Here is a 7,092-nt window from a genome sequence, read left to right as displayed (position 1 = left end):
GGCCCGCCGACGGCGTGAAGTTGACGTAGGCGCAGCCGGCGCGCAGGGCCGCCGCCGCGTACAGGGAGCTGGGCGGCAGGGCGTCGCCGGTGGGGACGGGTTCGGTGGAGGCGACGTTGATCACGACCGCGCCGGCGAGGTGCTGGTCCCGGACGAAGGCAACGATGTCGGCGGCGAACGCGTCGATCAGTTCGTCCTGCGAGCGGGTGTCGTCGTGGCCGGTCAGCGGTCCGCCGGGCTTGATCTCCCGGTCTGCCGCGGCGAGTTCGGCGTGGACGGCGGCGGGCAGCCCGTGCGGCAGGACGCCGCCTTCGGCGAGGTGCTCGGCGCGTTTGGGAAGGGGGCAGTCGACGGTGTCGTGGCCGCCGAAGACGAGGGAGGACAGCGGCGGCAGGCCGCAGGAGAGGAAGGGGGTGGTCTCGGTGACCATGCCGGTCGGCGGGTGGAGTCCGGCGGCGACGGCGGCGCAGCCCGCGATCGCGGTCGTGGCGACCGACCCGCGTGCTCCGATCAGCCAGACACCGAGGCGGGAGGAGGAGAGGGGCGTGGTGGTGGAAAGGGGGGTGGGGAGCGGGGTGGGGAGGAACGGTTCGGCGGACATGGGCAGCCTCCTTGTCGTATGCGAACCGGGGGTGGCGCGAGAGCCGGGGGTCGTGCACCGGGCGGGGGCCGGCGAAGCCGGAGCGTGCCGGGTCGCGCGCCCGGCGGGAGGCCGGGCGGGGCGGCGGGCGGAGGTCCGGCGTCCTCCGCCCGCCGCCGTTCGGGGTGCCCTAGTCGGGCAGTTCCTTGAGCTGGATGTCGCGGAAGGAGACCTGGTCGTCGGCGCCGTGGTTCTGGATGCCGATGTAGCCGTCGGTCAGGCTCCGCTCGGGGTCCTTGTTGGTGAAGTCGTTGATCTTGACTCCGTTGAGGAACACCTGGAGGCGTTCGCCCCGGACCTTGATCTCGTAGGAGTTCCACTGGCCGGGCGGGCGCAGCACCGCGTCACGGGCCTTGGTGTTCGCGGCCTTGAAGGTGTAGACCGAGCCGGTGGTGCGGTCGGGTGCGTCGGTGGCGTCGATCTGGATCTCGTAGCCCTTGTTCACCGCGGACCAGGGGTCGTCGGAGGCGGGGAAGCCGACGAAGACGCCGGAGTTGTCGTCGCCGCGCATCTTCCAGTCGAGCTTGAGCGAGTACGACGTGAGCTCCTTGGCCTGGTACCAGAGCAGGCCCATGCCGCCCTCGGACTCCAGGGTGCCGTCCTTGACGTCGAACCTGCCGGGGCCGGCCTGCTTCCAGCCGTCCAGGGACTGGCCGTTGAAGAGCGGCCGGTAGTCCTTGTCGGGCTTGCAGTCCGCCTTCGCCTGGCCGGTGGCGTACTTCAGGCCGCCGAGCAGATGGGTGCGGAAGGCGCCGTCGGCGTAGGACTCCTTGGTGTGGCCGAGGCCGGTGTAGAAGGAGCGGCCGCCGCCGTAGCTCTGGCACCAGGCGATCGGGTGGTCGCCCTTCATGGTGCCGCCCGAGTAGGTGGTCTCGTCGAGGGTGGCCAGGACGTGGACCTTGTCGCGCGGGTTGGTGCGGTAGTTGTACAGCTCGTCGGTGCGCTCCCAGGCGCCGTCGAGGTGGGCCGTGGCCGGGTTGGTCCTGTCCTCGACGCGCACGGTGGCCTTCTGGATGGCCGGGTGCGAGTCGAAGTAGGCGCCGACGAGGCCGCCGTAGTAGGACCAGTCGTACTCGGTGTCGGCGGCGGCGTGGACGCCCATGTAGCCGCCGCCCTTGGCGATGTACTCCTCGAAGGCCTTCTGCTGGGCGTCGTCGAGGACGTCACCGGTGGTGGACAGGAAGACGACCGCGTCGTAGCGGGCGAGGTTGTTGGTGGTGAACTGGGCGGCGGACTCGGTGGCGTCGACGGTGATGTCGCTGGTCGCGCCGAGTTCCTTCAGCGCGGTGATGCCCTCGCCGATCGCGTCGTGGCGGAAGCCGGCCGTTTTGGAGAAGACGAGGACCCGCTTGGCTCCCTTGACGGGGGCGTCGGCGGTGATCTCGAAGTCGTCGACGTCGTAGAGCGCGCCGTCGCCGCCCTTGAAGACGAGGTACAGGTCGGTGGTCTTCTTCGGGACGTTCTTCAGCGGGACGTCGACGTTCTGGAAGGTGTCCCAGCTGCCGGTGACGGGGACCGTCGTGGAGCCCAGCAGGGTGCCGGTCGGCGAGCCGGTGCGCACCTCGAGGAAGCCGCCCGAGCCGGCGGAGGAGACCCGCGCGGTGAGCTTCTTGGCCCCGGTGAGGTTGTAGGGGGTGAAGGAGATCCAGTCGCCGTCGTTGATGTCGCCGACCGTCTTGCCGCCGTTGGCGGAGGTCTTGCTCTGCTGTGTGGTGCCCTGCTGCTTGGTGTAGTGCTCGGCCTGGCGGTGGCGCGGCTGGAGCTGGACCTGGTCGTGGCTGGTCAGCGCGGTCTGGCCGCCGCCTCCTCCGTCGGTGTACTCGGCGTCGAGCACGCCGTAGATGTTGGCGTTGGGGTCGTGCTCGGAGTCGGCGGGCACGGAGATGGTGCCCTCGCAGCCCTTGACCGAGGTCAGCTCGTGGGCGTGGTTGTCGTGGCCGAGGAGGTAGCGCACGGTGACCTTGGAGCAGTCGATCGTGCCGTCCTCCGCGTCGCTGACGGCGACCTTGAACGGGATCTTGTCGCCGAACTTGAACAGCGAGCCGTTCGCCGGGGACTGGAACGCGACGGAGGGGGCGGTGTTGCCGACGACCACCCGGACGTTGGCCGAGCCGGTGCGGCCGGTGCCGTCGTCGCCCGTGACCGTCACCGTGTAGGTGCCGTCCTTGCGGTACGTGTGGCTCGGGTTGGCGCCGGTTCCCTTGGTGCCGTCGCCGAAGTCCCAGCTGTAGGTGATGGGGTCGTCGTCGGCGTCGGTGCCGGTCGCGGTGAACGTGGTGCGCAGCGGCGACTGTCCGGACGTCCTGCTGGCCTTGGCCTCGACGATCGGCGAGTGTCCGCCGGTGGCGTTCTCGATGCGGTACAGCGCCGAGTGCTCGTCGCCGCCGAACCAGGAGAGGCCGTAGTCGAGGACGTAGAGCGCGCCGTCGGGGCCGAAGGCGCTGTCCATGACCTGGGTGCCGGTCCACGGGAAGTCGTTGATCTTCGAGACCTTGCCGTCGCCGTCCTGCTCGATCCGCTTGATCCACTGGCGGCCGAACTCGGTGGCGAAGAAGTCCCCGTCGTACTCCTCGGGGAACTTCACCGGGGAGTCCAGGTCCGCGTCGTAGCGGTAGACGGGTCCGGCCATCGGCGACTCGGAGCCGGAGCCGAACTCGGGGACGCTGCCGCCGTCGTACGGGATCCAGGCGGGCTGGGCCGCGGGCAGGTCGGTGATGCCGGTGTTGTTCGGCGAGGTGTTCTTCGGTGCGGCGCAGTCGAAGGCGGCGCCGGAGGCCTTGGTGGCGAAGTCGTAGTCGACGTAGGCGTCGTTGGCGCCGGTGCAGTACGGCCAGCCGAAGTTGCCCGCCTTGGTGACCTTGGCGAACTCGACCTGGCCGGCCGGTCCGCGCTTGGGGTCCGCCGCGCCCGCGTCGGGGCCGTAGTCGCCGACGTAGACGGTGCCGGTGGGCTTGTCGACGCTGATGCGGAACGGGTTGCGGAAGCCCATCGCGTAGATCTCGGGGCGGGTCTTGTCGGTGCCCGGCGCGAAGAGGTTGCCCTCGGGGATGTCGTAGGTGCCGTCCGCCTTCACCTTGATGCGGAGGACCTTGCCGCGCAGGTCGTTGGTGTTGCCGGCGCTGCGCTGCGCGTCGAAGGCGGGGTTGCGGTCGGCGCGCTCGTCGATCGGGGTGTAGCCGTCGGAGGCGAAGGGGTTGGTGTCGTCGCCGGTCGACAGGTACAGGTTGCCGTCGGCGTCGAAGTCGATGTCGCCGCCCACGTGACAGCAGGTGCCGCGCGAGGTCTTGACCTCCAGGATGTTCTTCTCGCTGGCCTGGTCGAGGGTGCCGTCGTCCTTGAGGACGAAGCGGGCCAGCCGGTTGACGCCGTCGAACTTGGCGAAGTCGGCGGCCGTGCCGTTCTCGGGGGCGTCCCCGGTGGGGGTGTCGAGCGGCGGCGCGTAGTAGAGGTAGATGAACCGGTTGTCCTCGAAGCCCGGGTCGACGCCGACGCCCTGAAGGCCCTCCTCGTCGTGGCTGTACACGTCGAGCTTGCCGGCGACGGAGGTGCTGCCGCCCTCGTCGGTCAGGCGCAGGGTGCCGTCGCGGGAGGTGTGCAGGACGCTGCGGTCCGGGAGCACGGCGAGCGACATGGGCTCGCCGGTCTCGTCGGCGCCCTTGGCGAGGGTGACCTGCTGGAAGTCCGAGGCCGCGGCGGGCTCGTCGGGGTGGTCCGGGTGGGCGCTGGCCGTGCCCGGCACGGACAGGGCGAGCGACGAGCCGATCAGTACCGACCCGGTGAGCAGGGCGAGGCTGGTGCGGAGCCTGGAGCGCCGGGTGGGCCCGTTGCGGGTTCTGTTGCGGGTGCGGGTTCTGTTGCTGTGCACGAAGGTCCCTCCGGGAACGGGGTGGGCCGTGTGGGATGGGTGCGTAGACGTGCGGTGCTGGCGCCGGGGTGCGCCGTCACCCCGGAAGGTTCATCTAGGCCATGTACACGGCAGGAAGTTAGCCGCGTTTGTCTTGCGCCGATAGACCTTGCGCGCGAGTTCGTTGAGCTTTCTCCTGCGTCTGGACAAAGCAGGTTTCGGGCAGGGTTCGGCGACTGCGCGCCCCTGGTGGCCGGGCGCGCAGTCCCCCGTGGCCCCGGTGGGCCGCTAGTTGCCGAACGCCGCGTCGAAGGACGCGGTCGGCGGCTCGAAGTCGAGCCGCTTCAGGAAGGCGAGCGCCTCCGGGGCGCCCTGGAGGCGGTCCATGCCCGCGTCCTCCCACTCCACGGAGACCGGGCCCGCGTAGTCGATCGAGCGGAGCATCCGGAAGACGTCCTCCCAGGGCACGTCGCCGTGTCCGGCCGAGACGAAGTCCCAGCCGCGGCGCGGGTCACCCCACGGCAGGTGGGAGCCGAGGCGGCCGTTGCGGCCGTCGAGCCGCCGGCGGGCCTCCTTGCAGTCGACGTGATAGATCCGGTCCCGGAAGTCCCACAGGAAGCCGACCGGGTCGAGGTCCTGCCACACGAAGTGCGACGGGTCGAAGTTGAGGCCGAACGCCGAGCGGTGGTCGACGGCCTCCAGCGCCTTGTGCGTGGTCCAGTAGTCGTAGGCGATCTCGCTGGGGTGGACCTCGTGGGCGAAGCGGACCCCTTCGGTGTCGAAGACGTCCAGGATCGGGTTCCAGCGGGTCGCGAAGTCCTCGTAGCCGCGTTCGATCATCGCCTCGGGCGCGGGCGGGAACATGGCGACCAGGTGCCAGATCGACGAGCCGGTGAAGCCGATGACGGTGTCGACGCCGAAGGCCGCCGCCGCGCGGGCGGTGTCCTGGATCTCGGCGGCGGCGCGCTGCCGGACACCCTCGGCGTCGCCGTCGCCCCAGATGCGGGCGGGCAGGATCGCCTGATGGCGTTCGTCGATGATGGCGTCGCAGACGGCCTGCCCGACGAGGTGGTTGGAGATCGCCCAGCAGCTGAGGCCGTACTTGTCGAGCAGCGCGCGGCGGCTGTCCAGGTATCCGGGGTCCGCGAGCGCCTTGTCGACCTCGAAGTGATCGCCCCAGCAGGCGAGTTCGAGGCCGTCGTAGCCGTAGTCGCGGGCCAGGCGGCAGACCTCCTCCAGGGGCAGGTCCGCCCACTGGCCGGTGAAGAGTGTGAACTGGCGTGGCACGGAGGGGCCTCCTCAGACGGGTACGGGGGTGTAGACCGAGTTCTTCGCCGCGCTCTCCTCGACGGCGGCCAGCACGCGCTGCACCTGCAACCCCTCGGCGAACGACGGGGCGGGCCGGGTCCCGTCGGCGATGGCCCGCACCAGGTCGTGGGCCTGGTGCACGAAGGTGTGTTCGTAGCCGAGGCCGTGGCCCGGCGGCCACCACGCCTCCAGGTAGGGGTGCTCGGGCTCGGTGACGAGGATGCGGCGGAAGCCCGCGCTGACGCCGGGCTCGGTCTGGTCGTGGAAGAAGAGCTCGTTGAGGCGCTCCAGGTCGAAGGCGAGCGAGCCGCGCTCACCGTTGAGTTCGACCGTGAGGGCGTTCTTGCGGCCGGTGGCGAAGCGGGTGGCCTCGAAGGAGGCGAGGGCGCCGGAGGCGAAGCGGCCGGTGAAGAGCGCCGCGTCGTCGACGGTGACCTGGCCGAGGCCCGGCTCCCCGCCCCCGGGGCCGCCGGCCGCCGAGAGGCCGGAGGTGGCCCCCGTCGGCAGGGGGCGTTCGCGGACGAACGTCTCGGTGAGCGCCGACACCCCGGCGACCGGCTCGCCGGCGAGGAACTGGGCGAGGTCGACGGCGTGCGCGCCCAGGTCGCCGAGGGCGCCGGAGCCCGCGTACGGCTTCTGGAGCCGCCACGTCAGCGGGAACGAGGGATCGACGAGCCAGTCCTGGAGATAGCTGACGCGCACGTGCCGCAGGGTGCCGACGCGTCCCTCCGCGACCATGCGGCGGGCCAGGGCGATGGCCGGGACGCGCCGGTAGTTGAACCCGACCATCGCCACCTGCCCGCGGCGGGCCGCCTTCTCGGCGGCCTCCGTCATCGCCTGCGCCTCCTCGACGGAGTTGGCGAGCGGCTTCTCGCACAGCACGTGCTTGCCCGCTTCGAGGGCGGCGATGGCGATCTCGGCATGGCTGTCGCCGGGTGTGCACACGTCGACGAGGTCGACGTCGTCGCGCTCGATCAGCGCCCGCCAGTCCGTCTCCGCCGCGGCCCAGCCGAGCCGGTCGGCCGCGGTGCGCACGGCCTGTCCGTCCCGGCCGCAGACCGCGGCGAGGCGCGGGGTGAGCGGCAGGTCGAAGACGCGGCCCGCGGTCCGCCACCCCTGGGAATGGGCGGCGCCCATGAACGCGTAGCCGACCATGCCGACGCCGAGGACGGGCTTCGGGTCACCGGGCACCGCCCGCTTCACCTCCGCGTCGTTGTCACCGCCCGGCTCACGGGCCGTCGTACCGGTGCTGCTTCCTGCCATGCCGAAGTCCTCCTCGTCCACGCCGGGTTCGCCTGAT

Annotated in this window: 4 protein-coding genes; all 4 read right to left on the bottom strand. The window is 71.1% G+C overall.

Annotation, left to right across the window (positions count from 1 at the left end):
* The coding region (locus tag ACIP5K_RS31605) for an inositol-3-phosphate synthase (RefSeq protein WP_401415056.1) at positions 1 to 601 on the bottom strand (601 nt) is incomplete at its 3' end.
* A gap of 169 nt (positions 602 to 770) precedes the next feature.
* Complete coding sequence (locus tag ACIP5K_RS31600; protein WP_401415055.1) at positions 771 to 4,505, bottom strand: ThuA domain-containing protein; 3,735 nt, start codon at positions 4,503 to 4,505, stop codon at positions 771 to 773.
* 267 nt (positions 4,506 to 4,772) lie between these two features.
* Positions 4,773 to 5,771 carry a sugar phosphate isomerase/epimerase family protein gene (locus ACIP5K_RS31595; protein WP_401415054.1) on the bottom strand — a complete coding sequence of 333 codons (999 nt, stop codon included), beginning with the start codon at positions 5,769 to 5,771 and terminating at the stop codon, positions 4,773 to 4,775.
* Between the two features lie 12 nt (positions 5,772 to 5,783).
* On the bottom strand, positions 5,784 to 7,055 hold the full coding sequence (locus ACIP5K_RS31590; RefSeq protein WP_401415053.1) for a Gfo/Idh/MocA family protein: 1,272 nt from the start codon (positions 7,053 to 7,055) through the stop codon (positions 5,784 to 5,786).
* Positions 7,056 to 7,092 lie beyond the last annotated feature (37 nt).

This window comes from Streptomyces sp. NPDC088785, assembly GCF_044750685.1.
Lineage (GTDB): Bacteria > Actinomycetota > Actinomycetes > Streptomycetales > Streptomycetaceae > Streptomyces.
The sequence above is the reverse complement of the archived record's forward strand: the minus strand, read 5'-3'. Positions and strand labels throughout refer to the sequence as shown.

Excerpts from the sequence above, each read along its gene's own strand:
- ACIP5K_RS31590 (WP_401415053.1), bottom strand. The coding sequence starts at position 7,055 with ATGGCAGGAAGCAGCACCGGTACGACGGCCCGTGAGCCGGGCGGTGAC.